Consider the following 20,664-nt stretch of genomic DNA (forward strand, 5'->3'; position numbering starts at 1 on the left):
TTAAAGAACCGGTGACGGTTACAGAACTGGGGGCTGGGCGTCAGCGTCGTCGGACAGAAGATAGTCGACATAGCGGTGGAAATACTGGTTCCCCCGCTCGTTGCGGCCAAAGAGGACGGTGGGAACGGCCCCCGAAGCCAGGCCCTTCTGGACCTGAAGGCCTACACCATAATCTTCCGTGTCTACCACGTCGCGCAGCCAGTCCATCATGCCTTCGATCGCGGCGGTATCAGCCTCGTCTTTGGGTGGTTCGCGGCGGATGAACAACAAGTTGGTGGTATTCTGGCCGGGCGTCGGGCCGGGGATCAGCTGCGCTACCTGGGTGATTTCCGGCGCGAAGAAGATGGAAATATTGGGGAAGATAGTACGGACAAAGTCATAGCCCGTATTCTCGATCTTGCCCCAGGTTTCGCGCGGCGCGCCCTCCAGCTTCTCCTTGATCGTCACCTGAGGATATCCCACGCGCATGTGCGGGCCGAAGGCGGTAAAGTGCATGATGTTGCTGAAGCTGCGTGGGTGGATCGTCTCCGGATGCGCGGCGGCGAAATGATAGCCCTCCAGATAGCCATCATAGGCGATCTTCCAGTTGGGGCCATAGATGCGGCGCGACCCGCAGAAATGCCACTTCTCCAGTTCCTGGATCTCCAGATCCTTGAGCATGCCGCCGAGATGCTGTTCGATGTCGATGCTTTCGCCGGGCGTCAGGCAGACCCAGACGATGCCGGCCGCCTCGACGCAGGGCAGGGCAGTGAGGTTGCGCTCTTCCTTGCAGACGGGGCCGAACTTGCCCGGCTCCGCCACGCCCAGCAACTTGCCATCGTTCAGGAATGTCCAGGCATGATAGGGGCAGGAAAAGCGCTTCTTGTTGCCATGCCCTTCGGGTTGCAGGATCATACCGCGATGGGTGCACACGTTCAGCATCGCCGCGACGCCGCCGTCGCTCTTGCGGGTGATAAGGATGGGCTTGCCCATCAGGTCCATCGCCTTGAAATCGCCCGGATTGGGGAGCTCAGCCGACAGCGCCGCAAGCAGTGGCAGCTTCAGGAAGATATTCTGCATCTCCCGGTCGAAATAGGCCGGGTCGGTATAGGCCGATGCTGGCACTTCCATGCTGGTTTCCGCGCTGTCGGTGGTGCCGGTCTCGACGAATTCCAGCATCTTGGCCGCTTCGTCGCCGATCGTCTCATGATAGCCCATAGACCTGCCTCTCTCCTCGTTGGACAGCAGGCTAGGCCGAACCCGTGCTTCAAGAAACTCTGGATCGTCATAGGTGCGGCGATTTTCTGTGAGTATAACTAGTTGCCCCTTGACGGCAGGCTCGTCAGCCTGCGGTCGTGAACCCGTCGCTTACGTCCGCGCTCTGCGCTAGACAGGCAAGCGACAAGATAATGACCGGGAGCAAGGGAATGGCTGAACGTGATCCACTGATTAAGGGCGAGCCGCTGGCGCGCTGTCCCGGACCATCGGTGAGGGATCTGATGGCGGCGGATACCCATCATGTCCCCGAATTTCTCTATCAGGACGAATATGAAAATCTGGGGTCGGAGCCGATCCCTGCTTCGCGCTACACCGACCCAGCCTTCTTCGAGCAGGAGAAGAAGATGTGGTCGCGCACCTGGCAGTTTGCCGCGCGCGAAGAGGAATTGCCTGAACCCGGCGACCATGTCGTCTATGAGAATGTCGGCAAATCCTATCTGCTCGTGCGACAGGAAGACGGGTCGATCAAGGGCTTCTACAATGTCTGCCTGCATCGCGGCCGCCAGCTCAAGACCGAACCCGGCTGGTCCTCCTCTCTGCAATGCCCGTTCCACGGCTTCACCTGGAACAATGACGGCAGCATGAAGACCATCCCCTGCCGTTGGGATTTCCCACACCTCAAGGACGAGAACATGTCCCTGCCCGAAGTGGCGATCGGGCGCTGGGGCGGTTATATCTTCCTGCGCGAGGCGGAGGATGGGCCGACCCTGGAGGAATTCCTGGCACCCATGCCGGAGCATTTCAAGCGCTGGAAGCATGAGGAATGCGCGACCGCCATCTGGGTGGGCAAGGTGTGCAAGGCCAACTGGAAGGTGGTGATGGAGGCTTTCATGGAAAGCTGGCACACCGTTGTCACTCACCCGCAACTGCTGCCGTTCACCGGCGATGCCAATTCGATGTACAATGTCTATGGCGATTATGTGAACCTGACGGTCACGCCCTTCGGCACGATGTCGCCGCACATCGATCCGGAAGGCAAGTCGCAGCAGTGGATCGTCGACGAGTTCGTCAAATATAATGGCCGCTCGTCCGATAATTATGAGGGCGAGGAAGCGCCCGAGGGCGGCTATAATGTCAAGGTGCCCGACGGCCGCACTGCGCGCGAAGCGCTGGGGGCAAGCCTGCGCGATACCACGACCAAGATGTTCGGCCATGATGTCGGCTTCGCGTCGGACGCAGAGATGATGGACGCCATCCTCTATAACGTCTTCCCCAACTGGTCGCCCTGGGGCGGGTTCCAGCCGAACATCGTCTATCGCTGGCGGCCCTGGCACGATGTCGATCACTGCCTGATGGAAGTACGCATCATCACCCGCGTACCGCCGGGGCAGGACGCGCCCAAGGCGCCGCCGATGAAGCTGCTGTCCGTGGACCAGAAATGGACGGAGGCGCCGGAACTCGGCATATTGGGTGATGTGTTCGAGCAGGATATGGCGAACCTGCCCTTCGTGCAGATCGGCCTGAAATCCAGCCACAATGGCAAGGTGGAACTGGCCAACTATCAGGAAATCCAGATCCGCCAGTTTCAGAACACGCTGATGAAATATGTAAACGGCGAGCTCTGAGAGGCTTAAAGAATTTCCGTCACCCCGGCCAAGCCCGGGGTGACGACGTGATATTCACCGCCCCGACGTGCCCGCCGTCCAATCGCGCGTCTGGCTGAAATCGGCGCCGTTCCGGCCGCTCAGGTGGATCGTCACCTGTTCGCGCAAAATATCGTCGCAGGACGGTTCCTGCCGTGCCCAGTCGACCAGCTCCCGGCGTTTCTGGATCGCCCAATTGCCGTTCTTGCAGCTATATTCGTCGACATAGCGGCCCGCGATGATCAAGTCCTCGCCCTCCGCCGTCTTGTGCCAGGCGAAATAATAGACCTCGCCCTTGGCAGTTCCCGCATCGATGTCAACGTCCAGATCGACCTGTCCGATCAGATGCTGCGACCCATGCATCTGCGCCAGGAACCCTTGCGCGAAATCGGTATAATCCTGTCGATTGCCGCGCAGCAGCCCGCAATCGACGTCGGCATCCTCGTGGAAGGAGGATAGCTGCAAGGCCGGGTCAAGCCGATCCTGTCCGCGCATATAGGCCTGCACCGCCTTCAAGATATCGCGCCGAGCGGCGAGGTCGCGCACTTCCCGCTCAAAATCCATCATCACTCTCCATTGATATTGGTCCGTGGCAGCCGTTCTGACGTGGCCGGAGCATCATGGCCCCCTGTAATAAATGATAGGGGTGGCGGGCGCGCCGAAGAACCTGCGGCTTTTGACAGGCGACGATCGGGGCGGCGCGGGCGCATGACATCACGGCATGACTGAAAGCGGGCATGAATAAACAAAATCAGGGCCGGGAAGGCTCATAATCGGGTGAGGATAGATGCGTAACATTATTTTGAAGCGTGAACTCCTGCGCGGTGTCGCCATCATCGGCAGCATCGCCGTCATCGCGCCTGCGATGGCGCAGGATGCGGTCGCTCCGGCGCCGCAGTCGCAACCGCAGGCCGGCGGCCTGGAGGACATCGTCGTCACCGCGCGCAAGCGGCAGGAAAGCGCGCAGACCGTGCCGGTCGCCGTCACGGCCCTGTCCGCCGACCTCATCATCAAGCAGGACCTGACCTCGATCGAAAAGATCGCGGCGCGTACGCCCAATCTCAATGTCGGCCGCGCATCTAACGGATCGGGCGCGCAACTCACCCTGCGCGGCATCGGCTCATCCTCCACCTCGATCGGTATTGAACAGTCGGTCGCCGTGGTCGTGGACGGCGTTTATTACGGCCAGGGCCGTATCATCAACGAAGGCTTTTTCGACCTGGGCGGCGTCGAAATCCTGAAGGGTCCGCAGGCGCTGTTCTTCGGCAAGAACGCCACCGCCGGCGTGATCTCGCTGACCAGCGCCGATCCGGGGTCGGAACAGGAAATCAAGCTGCGCGCCGGTTACGAGTTCAACGCACAGCAGGTGCAGCTGGAGGGCGTCTATTCTACCCCACTGACGGATAATCTGGGTCTGCGCGTCGCCGTGCGCGGATCGAAAATGTATGAAGGCTATTATAAGAACGTCTCCGAGGCGTTCGATTATCCGACCTTCGATGTGGCGACCGGCACGGCCGGCACGGCTCCGTCCAATCCCGCTCCGCACGACCAGCCCGGCGAAAAGGAACTTCTGGGCCGTGTGACGCTGAAATGGGAACCGACCGACCGGCTGACCGCGACGTTCAAAGCGTCGGGCACCTACAACAAGACCAACAACAACAGCTGGAACTATGTTGCCTTCAACTGTCCCTCGGGCACCAGCCAGCTGAACGGCTATGCCTGCGCCCGCGATTTCGTGAACCACCAGAACAAGATCCCGGTCGAGTTTGCGAAGCAGACGCCCTATGCCAAGGATGATGGCAGCCTGTACAATCGCTACAAGAGCTGGGCGGTTACCGCCAATTTCAACTATGAGCTGGACGACGTCACGCTGACGTCGGTGACCAATTACAACTGGAACAACAACCGCTGGGCGTGCGCTTGCGACTTCCAGTCAAGTCCGGCCTCGAACTGGGCCACGGAAAATTCGACTTATCACGCCTTTTCGTCGGAGTTCCGGGCGCTTACGACCTTTGAATCGCCGGTCAACCTGATGGTCGGCGCGCTCTATCAGAAGACGAAGCGCGACTTCGATCAGTATATCATTCTTGCGGGCCTCACCAACAGCGCGGCATCGCCGGAGGACGAATATCTCGCCACCCGCAAGACCAGCTTCACCAATGGCGAGACGATCGCCGCCTTCGGTCAGGTGACGTGGAAGGTAGTGCCCACCGTCGAGATCGCGGGCGGTGTGCGCTACACGCATGAAACCAAGGACAGCTATTTCGCGCAGCCCTATAATAATCCCGGCCTCACCAGCATCTTCCGTCCGGCGGACGATCCGGATGGCCTGGGCATCGTCAATGCGCAACAGAGCTTCAATGACTGGTCGCCCGAGGCCACCATCACCTGGAAGCCGTCGAACCAGTTGCTGATCTATGCCGCCTACAAGACTGCCTACAAGTCGGGCGGCTTCTCCAACGGCGGCATCAACTCGAAGCTGTCGGCCAATCCCTATGACGACCTGACCTTCGACCCGGAAAAGGCGCGCGGGTTCGAAGCGGGAATCAAGTCGACGCTGCTGGACAATCAGCTGCGCCTGAACCTGGGCCTCTACAGCTATGGCTATTACAATCTTCAGGTCGACTTCTTCAACTCGCCGATCTTTGCTTTCCAGACACTGACCGCCGACGCCCGGACCAAGGGCGTGGAACTGGAATTCGAATATGCACCGCGTTCGGTCGCCGGTCTCAACCTGCACGGCTCGATCAACTACAACAAGGCGACCTACACCGATTTTGGCGATGCGCCCTGCTATGCGGGCCAGAGCCAGGCGGAGGGGTGCAATGTGCTGGTCGGTGCCGCCTATCGTCAGGATCTGAAGGGCCAGCCGCTTTCGGTCGCGCCGAAATGGACCGGCACGCTGGGTGCATCCTATGACATGACGCTGGGCAACGGCATGCTGTTCGGCATCAATGCCGATGCGCGCTACTCCGCTTCCTATCTGGCTTCGGGCTTTGGTGCGCTCGACTCGCGGCAGAGCAGCTATGTGACGCTGGACGCGGGCATCCGCATCGGCAGTGAGGACGAACGCTGGCAGCTGGCGCTGATCGGCAAGAACCTCACCAACCGCTTCTACGTCACCGGCGCGGTGGATGGTCCGTCGACCGGCGGCGCGTCGGGCGGGCTGACATCGGCCCATGCCGACCAGTTGGGCTTCGGCACGCTGCCGCGCACGGTCATGCTGCAGGCGACAACGAAATTCTGAGTTGAAAAATTCCGGTCTGGACGGTCGGATGAAGCCAAAGGGAGAAGCTTCGGGTCGCGCGGCTTCCCCCTTTGTTGCGTGTGAAGGAGATCGTTATGCGGCAATGGACCCTGGCTGAACGCCCCATCGGCAGGCCGCTGAACGGCGGGGATTTTGCGCTGGTCGAGGTTGCCGATCCGGTCCCGGCTGAAGGCGAGATGCGGTTTGCGTTGCGCTGGCTGGGATTCGAGCCGGCGCAAAAAGGCTGGATGGAGAATTTCGGCGGCTATGTTGCGCCGATGGAAATTGGCGAGGTCATGCGCGGCATGGGCGTCGCCGAAGTGGTCGAGAGCCGCAATGGCCGCTGGCCGGTCGGCACGATGGTGTGCGGCATGACCGGCTGGCGCGAGCAGTTCGTCAGCGACGGGACGGAACTGGATCTCTGTACAGACGGTCTGCCGCCGCAGGCGATGCTCGGCGCGCTCGGCATTCCGGGCCTGACGGCATGGCATGGGATGCAGCAGATCGGGAGGCCCGTTGCGGGCGATGTGGTCGTCGTCTCCGGCGCGGCTGGTGCGACGGGATCGATTGCGGGACAATTGGCGAAGATCGCCGGGGCCTATGTGATCGGCATCGCGGGAGGACCGGAAAAATGCGCCTGGTTGACGGACGTCGCCGGCTTCGACGCGGCGATTGATTACAAGTCTGGCGATGTCGGCAAGGCGATCAAGGCGGCCGCGCCCAAGGGTATCGACGTGGTCTATGACAATGTCGGCGGCACGGTGCTGGACGCGATGCTCGGGCGGATCGCGCTCCATGCACGCGTGGTACTATGCGGCGGGATCAGCCGCTACGAACAGGGCGGGCAGATGGCGGGACCGGGCAATTATTTCAACCTAATCCTGAAACGCGCCCGGATGGAGGGCTACATCATCCTCGATCAGCAGCCGCAATGGCCTGCCATGCGCGCACGGCTCGCCGCGCTGCTGCAGACGAGGCGGCTGGTCGCGCAGGAGGATGTGGTAGAGGGTTTCGAGCAGGCGCCGGCGGCGCTGGCGCGACTGTTCACCGGCGCGAACCGGGGGAAGCAATTGCTGCGCCTGTAGCAGCGCGAGAGGAGGAGCAGGCCATGCCGATCGTCCATCATCATGCTGATCTGAATATATTGGTATCGGTGCGGGGGCATCCGTTCGACCGCACCGCCTTCGACGCGATCTTTCAGGATATGGAGGGCGTGTCCGCGACGATGGTGGACCAACCCGCCGCCGCGCGCCTGATGAACCCGGATGGGATGCGCGGTTTCGATGCGCTGCTGCTGTACGATATGCCCGGGCTGGATTTCGAACATACGACCGATCGTCCCGGCATCGTGTCCCCAACCTCGGAGGTGAAGGCTGGCTTACGTGCCCTGCTGGAGCAGGGGACGGGCGTAGTGGCGCTGCACCATGCGCTCGCCGGCTGGCCCGACTGGGATGAGTATGCACAATGGCTCGGCGGGCGTTTCCTTTACAAGCCGGCCGATCTGTGCGGGCGGCTCTGCCTCGACAGCGGCTATGCGCATGACATTGCCTATGAGGCGCTGAACGTCGCGTCCGACCATCCCGTCATGGCCGGCATCCCGCCGCGCTTCGCGATAACGGACGAACTCTATCTGTCCGAGATATTCGAGGGGGAGGTAACGCCGCTGCTACGATCGACCGCAACCTTCACCGCCGATCATTTCTACAGCCCGCAGGAGGCGCTGGCCGGACGCATGAACAGCCGGGCGGGGTGGGATCATGCCCCCGGCAGCAACCTGATCGGCTGGGCGAAACAGGCCATCAACAGTCGCCTCGTCACCCTCCAGCCGGGCGACGGACAGAGCGCCTATGACCAGCCCGACTATCGCCGCCTGATCCGCAACGCGCTCTTCTGGGTGGCGGGCCGGGACTGATGGTAGAAAACCGTTCGTCCTGAGTAGTCGCTGAGCTTGTGGAAGCGGGGTATCGAAGGATCGTGGCAGATGCTTCGATACGGGCCTTCGACGAGCTCAGTCCCTATTCAGCACGAACGGTCATATTCGTTTAATCGTGGATGCCGCAGACGTCGTTCAACTTCTCGTGGAAGAATTGAACGCGCTTTTCCTGGTTGGGCAGGATGCCGCCACGGAATCCCTTGCTGTGCAGCCCCAACTGCTGGCCGATCGCGACCGACATGTCCTGGTCCGCGACCTCGCCCAGCGTCTTGGTACCGAACAGGATATGGTCGCGATCGACCTGCTCGAAGGGGGTAGGGCCGTTGGGACCGATCACGATATCCTCGTCGCCGATCTGGTGGGCCATGAACCAGTGGTCAAAGATGCACTTTTCGGGGTCGGTCGGATGCGGTTCGGACCGCAGCAACTGGCACCCATCCGGCCACATGGTGAAGGTGATGTTGGGCCACAAGGTGAAGTGGAGATAGTCGACCGTCTCGTCATTGCCCATGGTTTCATAGTGGGCATAGCCCTTTTGTGTGCCGATCGCGCGCTTTTGCGCGATGATGGCGTCGCGGGCGGCCATGGCGTTGTCGCCATATTCCTTGGGGTCCAGCTCCCAATATTCGAGCGCCTGGGCCAGCGACACGTCCAGCTGGTTATGGGTGGGATAGCGGGCGGAGGGTTGCAGCCCCTTCATCCGCATCATGTTGTGGCCGGTGGTGGCGTAGATGTTGAACTCGCAGTCGGTATAATCGTCGTTGATGACGGTCGAGATCTGCGGATGTAGTGTCGGCAGGTGATAGCTTTCGTTGAAATTGTCGCGGATGATCTTCCAGTTGCAGGGGATCTGCGAGGTGACGGCGTAGACGCGCGTCATCTTGTCCATCTGCCATTCTTCCAGGTGGGCGGCCATCTTCTCGCCCAGCCACTGCCGCAGCGGCACGGCTTCCTTGTCCATGTTGAACCAGACGAAGCCGCCCCATTCCTCGCACGCGACTTCGGTCAGTCGATGCTTGCCGCAAGGCGAGCCGCCGGGAAAATCGTCCGGATCCTGCACATGGGCGAGCATGCCGTCGGGATTGTAGCGCCAGCCATGATAGCCGCAGGCGAGCTGCGGAGCGCCGCCGATCTCGGTCCAGGCAAGGCGATAGCCGCGATGCAGGCAGGCATTGTAGAATGCGCGGACGGAGCCGTCCTCCTGCTTGAGCATCACGATGGATTCGCGGCCGAAATTATGGGTCAGGAAATCGCCGGTATCGAGGAGGTCGGCCGACATGCCGCCGATATGCCAGACCTTCGTCCACACATTGTCCCACTCGGCGTCGGCCCAGCGCTTAGCATGATAGCGTTCGCCGGTGATGGGGTCGCCGCGCACCGGGGCGTCATAATCCGCCATCTGGCGATTTATCAAACTCTCTACTGGCATATGCCGTCTCCCGACATTTGTTGAACGATCGAATAAATATTATCTGAGGTTTGTGGCGCTTGCAGCTTCTGGACTTCGCTCCAAGCGAGCGGGGATAGAAACTACCCCACCAGCAGCTTGGGATCCTCGATCAGCCCTTTCAACGTTCGCATGAAATCCGCCCCGACAGCGCCGTCGATCGCCCGATGATCGCAGGACAGGGACATTTCCACGATCGTCGCGAAGGCGAGCGCATTGCCAATCTCAATCGGCTGGCGGCTACCCGCGCCCACGGCCAGGATTGCCCCCTGCGGTGGGTTGATGATCGCGTCGAACTGGTCGATCCCGAACATGCCGAGATTGCTGATCGAGAAGCTGCCGCCCTGGAATTCGTCGGGTTGCAGCTTGCCGGTGCGGGCCTTTTCCGCCAGCGCCTTCACCTCGCGGGAGATGGCGGCGACGGACAATGTGTCGGCGCCCTTCACGATTGGCGTGATGAGACCCTTGTCGGTGGCGACCGCCACGGCGATGTCGGCGCTGCCGAAACGGTGGATCTCGTCGCCATGCACCTGGATATTGACGTCGGGATGCTTCGCCAGCGCCAGTGCGCAGGCGCGCACGATATAGTCGTTGATGCTGGGCGCTTCGCCCGTCGCCGCCTTCGCCTGCGCGCGCACGCCCAATATGCCGTCGATCCGCACCTTCGCCCGCAGGTAGAAATGCGGAATGTTAGACTTGCTGTAGGTCAGCGCCTTAGCGATTGCCTTGCGCATGGGCGACATCTTGATGACCTCCGCCGTGCCCGCCGCGGGGCGGGCGAACTCGACTGGGGCGACCGGTGCCGCAGCCGTGGGAACCGGGACAGGGGCGGGCGCGACCTTGGCCAGCACGTCCGCCTTGCAGATGCGGCCCTTGGGGCCGGTGCCGGTAAGGCCGGACAGGCTGACTCCATGCTGCACGGCCAGACGCTTGGCCAGCGGGCTGGCATAGACGTCACCCAAGCTGTTGCCGACCGGCGTCAGGTCCACGACAGCGCCACCACCCACATCGACGGCGGGCAGGCTGGCCTGCTGCACATCCTGGAAGGTGATGCGGCCGTTCGGGCCCGATCCGGCGATGCCGGATATGTCGACGCCATTTTCCTCGGCGAAGACGCGGGCGACCGGGCTGATATTGGCGTCAGCCGCGATCGTGACGGTCTTCTTCGCCGGTGCAGCGGCAGGCTGTCCATAACCGGCCGATGGAGCGGGCGCGGGCGTCGGTTCGGGCGCAGGGGCAGCCCCAGCCTTGGACGCGACCTTCGTATCGGCAGGTTTGAACCCGGCGACAAAGGCATCGACATCATCAGCGCTTGGGCTTTCGTCGGCGCCCGTCAGTACGGCGATCAATTCGCCCACCTGATAGGTGCCGCCAGTTTCCGCGACCAGGCGCGGGAACATGCCATCGGCTTCCGCCTCGATCTCGTTGGTGATCTTGGCGGTTTCGATTAGCGCAAGCAGATCGCCCTTCTTGAACGGCACGCCCTCGGCGACCTTCCATTCGGCGACCACGCCCTCGGTCATTTCTATGCCCCATTTGGGCATCGCGAATGCACGCAGATTGGCCATGACTGCTTATCCCCGCCGATAGGACATGAGCTGCACTGCCGACGCCACGATCTTTTCGGGCGACGGCAGATAGGCGGATTCGAGTTCGCGGGCGAAAGGCACCGGGCTGTGCGGCGCTGTCACCATGTCGATCGGTGCCTTGAGGCTCGCAAAGGCCTTCCGCGCCACCAACGCCGACAGGTCGGTCGCGAAGGAACAGCGCGGCGGCGCTTCGTCCACGATCATAAGGCGACCGGTGCGCTCCACACTGTCGAGGATCGCTTCGACGTCCAGCGGGCTGGTCGTGCGCAGATCCAGCAGGTCGCAGCCGATGCCGTCCTGCGCCAGGTCGGCGGCCGCCTTTTCGGCGAAACCGACCATCATGCCGGTGGCAAGGATCGTGATGTCGTCGCCTTGCGTCACCTGCCGCGCATGACCAAAGGGGATCACATAATCCTCGTCCGGCACTTCGCCCTGCACGCCATAGAGCGCCTTGTGTTCCAGGAAGATGACCGGATCATCGTCGCGGATCGCAGCGGCGAGCAGGCCTTTCGTATCGGCGGGCGTTGTCGGCATCACCACCTTCAGGCCCGGCATGGCGGTCACGAACTGGTGGATCACCTGGCTATGCTGAGGCGCCGCGTTGTAGCCCGCACCATAAGGCATGCGGATGGTGATCGGGCATTTGGACTTGCCGCCGAACATGTAGCGGAATTTCGCGACCTGATTCCAGATCTGGTCCATGCAAACGCCGATGAAGTCGGCAAACATGATCTCTGCAATGGCGCGCTTGCCGGTCAGCGATGCGCCCGCCGCCGCGCCGATGATGGCGCTTTCCGAAATCGGCGTGTCGATGACGCGGTCGGCGCCATATTTGGCCCACAGGCCGCCCGACGTGCCCCAGATGCCGCCGATGGCCTCCGGGCCGCCGGGCGCGCCGTTGCCGCCGACGATATCCTCGCCCAGCATGATGACGCTGTCGTCCCGCGCCATTTCCGCGTCGATCGTGTCGCGAATGACGTCGCGGATCATCTTCTTTGCCATGATGGTCTAACCCCGCGTCAGTAGCTGATATAGACGTCTTCAAGGACGTCGGCGGCGGTGGGCCGCGTGGAAGTCTTGGCGTCGGCGACGGCCCTGGCGATCAGGTCGGTCACTTCCTGGTCGACCTTGTCGAGGTCGGCGCCGTCGAGCAGCTTCGCTTCCGTCACCTTGGTACGGAAGGTCTTGAGGCAGTCCCGCTCCTCGCGGATGCGGTCAAGTTCGCCCTTGCCGCGATAGCGCTGCGGATCGCCCTCGAAATGGCCGTAGAAGCGCTCGCAGTCGAGTTCGATCGAGGCGGGGCCGTTGCCGGCTTTGCAATATTCGATCAGTTCCTGCATCGTCTGGTACACGTCGAAGAAATCGATGCCGTTGGCCTTCACCGCCTTCATGCCGAAGGCCGCCGAACGGGCCGTCATGCTTTCCGCGCCGACGGCATAGGCTTCGCCGGTATGTTCGGAATAATGGTTGTTCTCGAAAACGAAGATCACCGGCAGTTTCAACACCACCGCCATGTTCATCGCTTCGAAGGTCGTGCCCTGGTTGCAAGCGCCGTCGCCCGAAAAGGCGATGGAGACGGTACCGTTGCTCTTGGCCGTGATGCCCGCACCGACCGCGATCGGCGCGCCGGCCCCCACGATGCCGTTCGCGCCCAGCATGCCAACGCTGACGTCGGCGATGTGCATGGAGCCGCCCTTGCCCTTGCACAGGCCATCGCGCGATCCGTAGATTTCCTTCATCATGTCGATCACGTCGCAGCCCTTGGCGATGCAATGGCCATGGCCGCGATGGGTGGAGATGATATAGTCGGTTGGTCCCAGATTTTCGCACACGCCCACCGCGCAGGCTTCCTGCCCCGCATAGAGGTGGGTGAAACCGGCGATCTCGCCCAGCGCGATGTCGTCATGCAGACGCTCCTCGAACAGGCGGATCGTCTTCATCTGGCGATAGGCCCGGATCAGGGCTTCGCGGCTGAGTTGCATAGGTCTCTCCGTGCTTGTCCAGCGGGTGTCACAGGGTTGGAATCACAGGCCCAGGACGGTCTTGGCGATGATGGTGCGCTGGACTTCGTTCGTACCACCGAAAATGGTCCAGGCCAGACTGTTGAGATAGCGCGGTGCGGCCAGTTGCGCGGCCTTGCCATGAATGGCGGCTGGCGCACCTTCGCCATAGAGCGGGCGCTGCCGCTCCAGCTCCAGCCCGGCATAGGCATAAAGGCGAACAGCGAGGCCATCGACCTGCTGGCGCAGGGTGGAGGCGATCATCTTGGCCAGCGAGGTTTGCGGGCCGGGCGGCAGGCCCTTCGCCAGTTCGGCGAGCACCCGAAGTTCCGTCATTTCCAGTGCCTGTGCGGTCAGTTCGATCCGGGCGAGGTCGCCCATGAACGCGGCGTCCTGGGCCATGGTGCCGCCCTCACCATCGGGTTCGCTCGCGGCCGCCTTGCGCAGCTTGCCAAGGTCCGACAGCAGCTTTGGTGCATGGCAGGATCCACCACGCTCATTTTCCAGCAGAAATTTGGCGATGGTCCAGCCCATGCCTTCCTCACCGATCAGATTGTCGGCGGAGGTGACGACATCGTCTAGGTAGACTTCGTTCACCTCATGATCGCCGGCAAGGCCGATGATCGGCCGCACCTCGACACCCGGCTGATCCATGTCGACCAGAAGGAAGCTGATGCCGGCCTGCGCCTTGGCGCTGGCATCGGTGCGGACCAGGCAGAAAATCTTGTTCGCGTGGTGCGCGTGGGTGGTCCACAGCTTGCGGCCATTGATGACATAGTCGTCGCCGCGTCGCTCCGCCCGGGTCTTGAGGCTCGCGAGGTCGGACCCGGAGCCGGGCTCGGAAAAGCCCTGGCACCAATAATCGCTGCCGTCGAGGATGCGGGGCAGGATGCGCGCCTTTTGCTCCGCCGTACCGAAGCGGCAGATGACCGGCGCGAGCAGCTTAAGGCTCAAAGCCGGCAGGCTGGGCGCCTCGGCCAGGGCACATTCCTTTTCGAAGATATAGCGCTGCACCGGCGTCCAGCCCGTGCCGCCGCAGTCGGTCGGCCAGTTATAGGCGAGCCAGCCTTTTTCATGCAGGATGCGCTGCCATTGCTGGCTGATGTCGGGTTCGGCGAAGACACCGGGCGTCGCCGCCGTGCCTTCGCGCAGATGGCTAGGCAAACTGGCATCGAGAAACGCGCGGACTTCCTTGCGAAAAGCTTCGTCTTCCGGGGTGAAATTAAGGTCCATGATCTTATCGTTCCAGGATGGTCACGCCGGAGATGCCGGGCGCGCCATAAACGTGGGTATAGGCGGTCTTCGGGGCGCCGGGCACTTGCCGTCCGGCGCCCAGCCCCCGCAATTGCACGGCATTTTCATAAACCTGCCGCAGGCCCGATGCGCCGATCGGTTCGCCGCAGGCCAGACATCCGCCATCGGTGTTGATCGGCAGCTTGCCGTCGATACGGCTCCAGCCTTCGGCAAGCCACTCCTCCTGCTCGCCATCCTTGCAGAAGCCGTTTTCGGACATATGCATGATTTCCGCGCCGGACTCGGTGTCCTGCAATTGCGCGACATCGATATCCTCCGGGCCGATGCCGGCCATCTCGAAGGCAGCGGCCGACGCCAGCAGGGTCGGCGCGCCGCCCCGTTCGATCGACAGGCTGGGGGAAAAGACCTCGAACGAGCCGGGTGGGCGCGTGCGCGTCACCGCTGCCTTCATCCGGACATTGGTTCGGCCCAGTTCGCGTGCCTTTTTTTCGCTCGCCAGGATCAGCGCCACGCCGCCCTCGGCCGGTGAGCAGAACATATATTTGGTGAGCGGATCGGAAATCATCTGGCTGGTCAGGATCGTCTCCAGATCGACCGACGATCGCCGCCAGGCGTGATCGGCATGGATCCCATTATCGAACGCCTTCTGGGCAACCCGACCCAGCGCCTCATGGCTGATGCCATGGTGCGCCATATAACGTTGCAGCTTCATCGCGAAGAATTGCGTCGTCACCATCATGCCGCATTCGCCATACCAGTCGGGCAGCGAATATTCGGACGGCATGGCATTGAATGCGCCGCGCGGATGCTTGTCGAAACCGAAGGCGAGGCCGAGGTCGTACTGGCCCGACGCGATCCCCTGCCACGCGCCGATCAGGGAGGAACCGCCGGTTGCGCAGCCGTTGCGGACGTTGATGATCGGGATGCCGGTCAGGCCCATTTCATTGACGATGGTGTCGGCATTGCCCGAACTGTCGGAGCCACCAAAGCCGAACTGCATGTCGCTCCATTCCAGCCCTGCGTCGCCCAGTGCCTGCCGGATCGCATGGGCGCCCTGCTGTAGCCCGGACAGCCCGTCGGTGCGGCCGAAGGGGTGGATGCCGATGCCGACGATGAAGACGTCCGCCATCGCTCAGCCCTTCTTCACGGGTGCAAAGGCGAAGGTGCGGATGGTCCGCCCCTGCGCATCCTGATTGAGGGGCACAAGCACGGTTTCCATCTCCATGCCGATCTTGAGCTCATCGAATGCAATATCGGTGAAGGGCGCTTCCACGATGACCGCGCCGGGCAATTCGACATAGCCAAGCGCGAAGGGGATAAACGCCTCCGGCCCGGCATAGGGCGGCGTTTTCGGGCGATAGCGTTGCACCGTCCACGACCAGAGCGTGCCGCGATGGGGCAGGACGACGCGATCATGATTCGCGCTGCCGGTAGGAAAGGGAAAGACCGTCTGCCCCGATGCGCGATGCCGCCCGCCGATCAGTGCCGGCCGCGGGTCCGCGACGAATAATCCCTCTGCAATATCGACATCAGCCATTGAGGCAGCCCTCTCTTTTCTGACATCACTATGGAAAGGCGGTGGCTCGCTGGCTTCTGTAAGAAACCATAGGTTGCGCTTTTTTAGCGATTTTTCGGGGCTTGCCGCATGTAAAAAGCCTCCGCCCGGTGGGGCGGAGGCTTTTTCGGGAGCAAGGGGAATATGCTCAGGCGTGCTGATGGGGCGACGATGCAGTCACGGCCGCAACGCTGCCCAGATAGCCCAACTGCGTGGCCTTGAAGACGGTCTGGCTGCGGTTAACCGCTTCCAGCTTGATTGCGGCATTGTGAATATGAAACCGCACCGTGGCGCAACTGCGCGCCAGGATCATCGCGATCTCGACATCGGTCTTGCCCAACGCAGCCCAGCGCAGGCATTCGACCTCACGCTTGGACAGGCGACAATTGCGGGGGATCCATGGCCGCTGGCTGGTGACACGGGAATAGCCGTTGATGAACCGGCGGCCCTGATATTCCAATATATCGGCATAAGCGTCGAATTCGCGTGACAGGTCGTCACGGCCCGCGTCGAGCGGGGAAAAGCTGATAGCGCCGATCTGGCCGAAGGGCAGGTGCACGGGGACGACGATAACGGCCTTTGCATTCACTTCGTTGTGGAAATGCGAAATGTCGATCTGGTCGAGCAAGGGGTTCGGCGCACGGGTATAAATACCGCGTTCATTTGCCCAGAAGGCCTCGCTTTCATAACGGCATGCGAAGGTTAGGGGGGAACTGAGCGCGAGTAGCGGCTTTTTCCACCACTGGTCCTTGGACGTAGGCCATCCGAATATCTCGGACGCCAGCGCGTTGCCGTCGGCGTCGACCATCGGCATCTTCGACGCGATATTGGCGCAGGCGGCGACGCGGAAATTGCCCAGCTCTTTCGCCAGATCCCGTATCGCCTCCGCGGCCGGTCGCACATCGTCGATCGACGTGATGAAGGTTGTGCCCAGCTTACACGACTTGATCTCGACCGGGACTGTGCTCTCTTGGTCGGGGCGGTCCATGCAAGCGACGAATGAGTCGTCTATTCTCTCCATGGCCGAATGCTACGCCCGCACAGATGCTCGAACAAGCGTTTAAAACCTATGACTAGTCATAGGGAAATTACCGCGGGAGAAAGCGCGCGGGCAACGATCCTATCAGAAAACGCAGTCGGCGGAGACCGTGTCATAATGCTTTAACACGGGCGAGGCCCCGGCATCATCGGAGCCTCCACATAAACGCATTTAGGACTGGGGACCGCAGCGATGAATTTCGATCTCAACGAAGAGCAGGCCATGCTGCGCGATCTGGTCGAGCGGTTCGTCGCCGACCGTTATGATTCCGTGCGCCGCGCAGCCTATGCTGCGGAGCCCAACGGCTTCGCGCCGCAAGGCTGGGCCATCCTGGCGGAGGCCGGCCTGCTCGTCCTGCCGTTCGCCGAGGAAAATGGCGGATTGGGCGGACAGGCGGTCGAATTGATCACCGTCGCCGAAGCGCTGGGCAAGGGCGTTGCTACGGAGCCTTTCCTGCCGGTTATCCTGATGGCGGCCGCGTTGATCGAGCGCGGTGGATCGGACGAGATGAAGGCGCAGTTTTTGCCTGGAATCGCGGCTGGCGAATGTCTGCCCGCGCTGGCTCATCTGGAGCGCGAGAGCCGTTTTCTGGCGACCCGGCCGCACACCGTGGCAAAGCTGGCGGATGGCATTTATCGTATCGATGGCACCAAATCCTGCGTATTGGGCGGCCCCTATGCCGATCCGCTGCTGGTGACGGCTACGGACGAAGCGGGGGAGGCTGGCGTCTATCTGGTTAAGGCCGGCGCGGATGGCGTCGATCGCACCGATTATCGTCTGGTAGACGGATCGGTAGCAAGCGACATCCGGTTCAACGACACACCCGCGCTGCTGCTTCCCAACGGGCAGGATGCGCTGGAAGGCGTACTGGATCTCGCGCGGCTCGCCATCATCGCCGAACTGATCGGCCTGATGGCGTATATGTTCGACGCCACGGTAGACTATGTGAAGACGCGGCAGCAATTCGGCCAGCCGATCGGCCGCTTCCAGGCGGTGCAGCATCGACTTGCCGACGGCTATGCGACGCTGGAACTCTCCCGCTCGCAACTGTTTCGTGCCGCCGCGCAGGAACCCGGTACGCCGCAGGCTCATGCCGCGATCATCGGGGCCAAGGCCTATATCGGCCGCAGCGCCAAGGCGATCGCCGAAGAGGCGGTGCAGCTGCATGGCGGCATCGGCATCACCGAGGAACTGATGGTGGGGCAGGCGTTCAAGCGCACCATGTTGCTGATCTCGCTGCTGGGCGACGCGGACTGGGATCTTCGCCATTATGTCCAGCTGAGCGCGGCCGCCTGACGCCGATGTTCCGACGGATCACCCTGTTGAAGCGGCGTCCGGACATGAGCGTGCGGGCCTTTCGCGACTATTATGAGGCCCATCATCGTCGTATCGGCGAAGAGGTTCTGGCGGGCCATGCGTTGCGCTATGTCCGCCGCTATGTCGAGCCGATCGGTGATGGTCCCTTGCCCGATTTCGACGTGGTGATGGAGATCGACTTCGCCGACCAGGCGGCGCATGACCGTTGCATCGCCACCCTGTCGCAACCGGCAGTGGCGCAGCGGATCGCGGAGGATGAAGCGCAACTGTTCGACCGCGATGCCATCTTGTGCTTCACGGTCGAGGAATGCGAAAGCAGCATGACGGCCCCGCGCTAGAAGCGGACGCAATAGGGATAAAAATCAGGAATGTCGCAGACTTATCATCGTGTGGTTCAGGCGCAGGAGATCGCCGACAAATCGCTTCAGGCTTTCCTCGTCAATCGCTGGCCGGTGCTGATCGTCAAAGATGAAGGCAAGCTGCACGCCATCATCAACCGCTGCACGCATCAGGCCGCCAGCTTCGCGCCGGATGGCCGGGTACGGCGCGGCGCCATTATGTGCCCGCTGCACGGCGCCCGCTTCAAGCTCGACAACGGCGAATGCATGGGGTCGGCCGGATATAAACCTCTGATGCGCTTCGACTTGCGTCAGGATGAGGACGGCTGGATCGAGGTGGCGGTGCCTGACGAAGCGCCAGGCCATGAGCATTTGCCGGTGACGCCACTCGCCTGAGCGTTACCAGGCTATTTACAGCGCGGGCGAGGTTCAGACCCCGCCGCGCCTGTTCTGTTTCGCCCATGCTATGCCGCGACGGAGCAGTTCATGGAACACCGGCAGATCCCAGGCGCAGCGATCGACCTGTGGCCACCAATCGAGGAAGGGCTGCATGTCATAATGGCCCCGGCAATGGCCGAGCGTATTGTACAGCACGGCGCCGTCGCCCTGCGCCTTGATATAAAGCACGGGATGGCGGGCATGGCGCCATTCATGCTCGTCGAATCCGGTGGCTTCGCCACCAAATTCGGTATCAAGCAGCACATGCAGGTCGCCATGCCGCTCCACCAGATAGAGTTCGTCGGTGGTTTCGAAGGGCTCTACACCTTGGGTTAAAGGGTGGTCTGGATCGGCCACGTCGACCCGATACGGCGCGATAGGAGGATGGGCGATGAACTGCGTCCCCAGCGTCTCCATCATCAATGGCGCCCAGCGCGGGCTTCCGTATAAACCGTTGTCGAACAGCCGCAGCACCGAGTTGGTGCCGTGCAGCGCGTACCAGCGCCCGCCGCCCTTCACCCAGTCGCGCAGAGCTTCCTGTACATCGAGCGGCGGCACGACGTCGCAGGTATAGGTAATCAGGAAGTCGGCCGCCCTGATCGCATCGATATTGCTGTAATCCTCGAAGACGCGCGTACGCACGCGAGGGTCCTCGCCCAGCAATTTCAATATCTCCAGCCGGGCAAAGTCGAAATCGTGATATAGCCCGCCGGCGATGAAGACGCAGTTGATCCGCGCCGGTTGCTCTTCGCTCATGGCTTGTCCCCTCGTTCCGTTCAGAACTGCACGCGCTTGGTCAGCGCGCCGTCGATCACCAAGCTGGCGCCGGTCATGAATCGGCAGGCGGGGGAGGCGACGAAGGCGATGGCCTTGCCGATTTCCTCGCCGGAACACATGCGGCCCATCGGGATCTGGTTCAATATGCCGTCGTAAAATTCGGTCATATTTTCCTTGATATAGGCCCAAGGGCCGTCATCGGTGTAGATCGGGCCGGGGATCAGACAGTTGACCCGGATACCTTCTGGCGCATGCTTTTGTGCCAGCGCGGCGGAGTAATTGATGACAGCCGCCTTCAGCGCATTATAGGGCTGCGGTCCCATGAATTCCTCGACCGCGCCAGTCGACGACAGGGTGACGATGGAGCCAGCATCGGACTTCTGCAGATAGGGCAGGGCGGTACGGATGCCGCGCGACAGCGGAAGGATGTCGCCGTTCATGACCGCCAGCCAGCCTTCGTCGCTGTCGACGCCAGGATTGGTCGAAACGAAAGAGATGAAGATGTCGCAGCCGCCCAGTGCGGCGGCGGCCTCATCGATGAAGGCGGGCAGCGCTTGCGCGTCGCTGGCGTCCACGGCCTTGCCGAAGCCCTGCACGCCAAAGCCCTTCACGGTTTCGACCACGGCGTCGACCTTCTCCTGCGTGCGGCCGCAAAGGGCGACGGCGCAGCCTTCGGCCGCCAGCACTTCGGCCGTGTGGCGGCCGACGCTCGCATTGGCCGCGACCAGAATCGCTTTTTTGCCCTTCAGCTCCAGATCCATGATTCTCTCCGACAACAGGATATTGAATAGCAAGGATAGGCTTGCCCGGGGCGAAAGGGGACTGATGTTTCCCGCAGGTCCGCTCCCATAGGAAGTGACAGGAGGCAAACGCTTTTTCCTGCCGTAAAG

The 20,664-nt window shown here is 62.0% G+C and carries 19 protein-coding genes; 7 read left to right on the top strand and 12 right to left on the bottom strand.

What is annotated here, in order from left to right; all coding sequences use genetic code 11:
* Positions 1-18 precede the first annotated feature (18 nt).
* Entirely contained in the window at positions 19-1,197 is a 1,179-nt protein-coding gene (locus tag ACNHGR_RS21255) for an aromatic ring-hydroxylating oxygenase subunit alpha (RefSeq protein ID WP_475288766.1), read from the bottom strand.
* 209 nt (positions 1,198-1,406) lie between these two features.
* Here ACNHGR_RS21255 and ACNHGR_RS21260 point away from each other — a divergent pair, with 209 nt between their 5' ends.
* Positions 1,407-2,822 carry an aromatic ring-hydroxylating dioxygenase subunit alpha gene (locus ACNHGR_RS21260; RefSeq protein ID WP_184272675.1) on the top strand — a complete coding sequence of 472 codons (1,416 nt, stop codon included), beginning with the start codon at positions 1,407-1,409 and terminating at the stop codon, positions 2,820-2,822.
* Positions 2,823-2,876: 54 nt separating this feature from the next.
* Here ACNHGR_RS21260 and ACNHGR_RS21265 read toward each other — a convergent pair whose 3' ends face one another.
* Complete coding sequence (locus tag ACNHGR_RS21265) at positions 2,877-3,407, bottom strand: nuclear transport factor 2 family protein (RefSeq protein ID WP_475288767.1); 531 nt, start codon at positions 3,405-3,407, stop codon at positions 2,877-2,879.
* Between the two features lie 220 nt (positions 3,408-3,627).
* Here ACNHGR_RS21265 and ACNHGR_RS21270 point away from each other — a divergent pair, with 220 nt between their 5' ends.
* The 3 genes from ACNHGR_RS21270 to ACNHGR_RS21280 all read left to right on the top strand — a co-directional run bounded on the left by ACNHGR_RS21270 (position 3,628) and on the right by ACNHGR_RS21280 (position 7,999).
* Positions 3,628-6,087, top strand: coding sequence for a TonB-dependent receptor (locus tag ACNHGR_RS21270; RefSeq protein ID WP_475288768.1), 2,460 nt, complete (start codon positions 3,628-3,630; stop codon positions 6,085-6,087).
* A 95-nt stretch (positions 6,088-6,182) separates the two neighbouring features.
* The gene (locus tag ACNHGR_RS21275) at positions 6,183-7,172 is read left to right on the top strand and encodes an NADP-dependent oxidoreductase (protein WP_475288770.1); all 990 of its coding nucleotides are present in this window, start codon (positions 6,183-6,185) and stop codon (positions 7,170-7,172) included.
* A 23-nt stretch (positions 7,173-7,195) separates the two neighbouring features.
* Positions 7,196-7,999, top strand: coding sequence for a ThuA domain-containing protein (locus ACNHGR_RS21280; protein WP_475288771.1), 804 nt, complete (start codon positions 7,196-7,198; stop codon positions 7,997-7,999).
* A 130-nt stretch (positions 8,000-8,129) separates the two neighbouring features.
* Here the strand turns inward: ACNHGR_RS21280 and ACNHGR_RS21285 are convergent, their stop codons facing one another.
* From ACNHGR_RS21285 to ACNHGR_RS21320, 8 genes are all read right to left on the bottom strand, one after another.
* Positions 8,130-9,449: an aromatic ring-hydroxylating oxygenase subunit alpha gene (locus tag ACNHGR_RS21285; protein ID WP_475288772.1), complete on the bottom strand. Its 1,320-nt coding sequence runs from the start codon at positions 9,447-9,449 to the stop codon at positions 8,130-8,132.
* Positions 9,450-9,550: 101 nt separating this feature from the next.
* The gene (locus ACNHGR_RS21290; protein WP_475288774.1) at positions 9,551-11,035 is read right to left on the bottom strand and encodes a 2-oxo acid dehydrogenase subunit E2; all 1,485 of its coding nucleotides are present in this window, start codon (positions 11,033-11,035) and stop codon (positions 9,551-9,553) included.
* A 6-nt stretch (positions 11,036-11,041) separates the two neighbouring features.
* On the bottom strand, positions 11,042-12,058 hold the full coding sequence (locus ACNHGR_RS21295; protein ID WP_475288775.1) for an alpha-ketoacid dehydrogenase subunit beta: 1,017 nt from the start codon (positions 12,056-12,058) through the stop codon (positions 11,042-11,044).
* Between the two features lie 17 nt (positions 12,059-12,075).
* Positions 12,076-13,038 carry a thiamine pyrophosphate-dependent dehydrogenase E1 component subunit alpha gene (locus ACNHGR_RS21300; protein ID WP_184272697.1) on the bottom strand — a complete coding sequence of 321 codons (963 nt, stop codon included), beginning with the start codon at positions 13,036-13,038 and terminating at the stop codon, positions 12,076-12,078.
* 42 nt (positions 13,039-13,080) lie between these two features.
* Entirely contained in the window at positions 13,081-14,289 is a 1,209-nt protein-coding gene (locus tag ACNHGR_RS21305; protein WP_184272699.1) for an acyl-CoA dehydrogenase family protein, read from the bottom strand.
* A gap of 4 nt (positions 14,290-14,293) precedes the next feature.
* Entirely contained in the window at positions 14,294-15,439 is a 1,146-nt protein-coding gene (locus ACNHGR_RS21310) for a thiolase family protein (RefSeq protein ID WP_475288777.1), read from the bottom strand.
* Between the two features lie 3 nt (positions 15,440-15,442).
* Positions 15,443-15,847 (bottom strand): OB-fold domain-containing protein, encoded by a 405-nt coding sequence (locus tag ACNHGR_RS21315; protein WP_184272704.1) that lies wholly within the window; start codon positions 15,845-15,847, stop codon positions 15,443-15,445.
* Between the two features lie 166 nt (positions 15,848-16,013).
* Positions 16,014-16,853, bottom strand: coding sequence for a LuxR C-terminal-related transcriptional regulator (locus ACNHGR_RS21320; protein WP_184272706.1), 840 nt, complete (start codon positions 16,851-16,853; stop codon positions 16,014-16,016).
* Positions 16,854-17,096: 243 nt separating this feature from the next.
* Here ACNHGR_RS21320 and ACNHGR_RS21325 point away from each other — a divergent pair, with 243 nt between their 5' ends.
* The 3 genes from ACNHGR_RS21325 to ACNHGR_RS21335 are packed head-to-tail and all read left to right on the top strand — an operon-like array spanning position 17,097 to position 18,955.
* Entirely contained in the window at positions 17,097-18,200 is a 1,104-nt protein-coding gene (locus tag ACNHGR_RS21325) for an acyl-CoA dehydrogenase family protein (RefSeq protein WP_475288779.1), read from the top strand.
* A gap of 26 nt (positions 18,201-18,226) precedes the next feature.
* Positions 18,227-18,559 (top strand): EthD domain-containing protein, encoded by a 333-nt coding sequence (locus tag ACNHGR_RS21330; RefSeq protein ID WP_475288781.1) that lies wholly within the window; start codon positions 18,227-18,229, stop codon positions 18,557-18,559.
* A 30-nt stretch (positions 18,560-18,589) separates the two neighbouring features.
* Positions 18,590-18,955 carry a Rieske (2Fe-2S) protein gene (locus ACNHGR_RS21335; protein ID WP_184272714.1) on the top strand — a complete coding sequence of 122 codons (366 nt, stop codon included), beginning with the start codon at positions 18,590-18,592 and terminating at the stop codon, positions 18,953-18,955.
* Positions 18,956-18,988: 33 nt separating this feature from the next.
* Here ACNHGR_RS21335 and ACNHGR_RS21340 read toward each other — a convergent pair whose 3' ends face one another.
* Together ACNHGR_RS21340 and ACNHGR_RS21345 are read right to left on the bottom strand one after the other, a co-directional pair.
* On the bottom strand, positions 18,989-19,753 hold the full coding sequence (locus tag ACNHGR_RS21340) for a ThuA domain-containing protein (RefSeq protein WP_184272717.1): 765 nt from the start codon (positions 19,751-19,753) through the stop codon (positions 18,989-18,991).
* Positions 19,754-19,773: 20 nt separating this feature from the next.
* The gene (locus tag ACNHGR_RS21345) at positions 19,774-20,535 is read right to left on the bottom strand and encodes an SDR family NAD(P)-dependent oxidoreductase (RefSeq protein ID WP_475288782.1); all 762 of its coding nucleotides are present in this window, start codon (positions 20,533-20,535) and stop codon (positions 19,774-19,776) included.
* Positions 20,536-20,664 lie beyond the last annotated feature (129 nt).

This window comes from Sphingobium sp. RS1, from assembly GCF_056156825.1.